A 546-nucleotide genomic window follows, 5' to 3' on the forward strand; every position below is an offset into this window, starting at 1 on the left:
AAGCGATGCAGCCGATGGCACCACCATTAGCTTAACGTTTGAAGACAGTGCGGGGAATATTACGACTGTTGATACCACCGTAACCGGTGGCGTGTGGAGCGTTGATGCGCCGAGTGAATTAGCTGAAGGTGAATACACAGTGACCGCCGAGGTAGACGATGGTCTGGGTAATATCGGCAGCGCGAGCGAAACCGGTGAGATTGATTTAACCCCACCGAGTCTTGTTATTACAGATAACGGCGTTAGCAACGACACAACACCGACGATCTCCGGCACAAGTGATGCGCCACAAGGCAGTGAAGTGACAATTGTTGTGACAGACAATGCCGGTGCACAGCAAACCATTACCGCCACAGTAGGCGCAACTGGTACATGGTCAGTGCCGGTTACAACAGCCCTTGCTGAGGGCAGTTATACCCTAAGTGCAAGCGTAAGCGATGCAGCGGGTAACACAGCGACCGCCACAGGCGCAGGGGAGGTTGATACCATTGCGCCAACGCTTGATTTAACCAGCCCAGGTTCAAGTAACGATGTTACACCGACCCA

Annotated in this window: 1 protein-coding gene; it reads left to right on the forward strand. The window is 53.3% G+C overall.

The window, feature by feature from the left end:
* A partial coding sequence (locus tag AN390_RS19530) for an Ig-like domain-containing protein (RefSeq protein WP_173644046.1) occupies positions 1–546 on the forward strand: 546 nt, incomplete at both ends.

The sequence above is a fragment of the Pseudoalteromonas sp. P1-11 genome, from assembly GCF_001399995.1.
Taxonomy (GTDB): domain Bacteria; phylum Pseudomonadota; class Gammaproteobacteria; order Enterobacterales; family Alteromonadaceae; genus Pseudoalteromonas; species Pseudoalteromonas atlantica.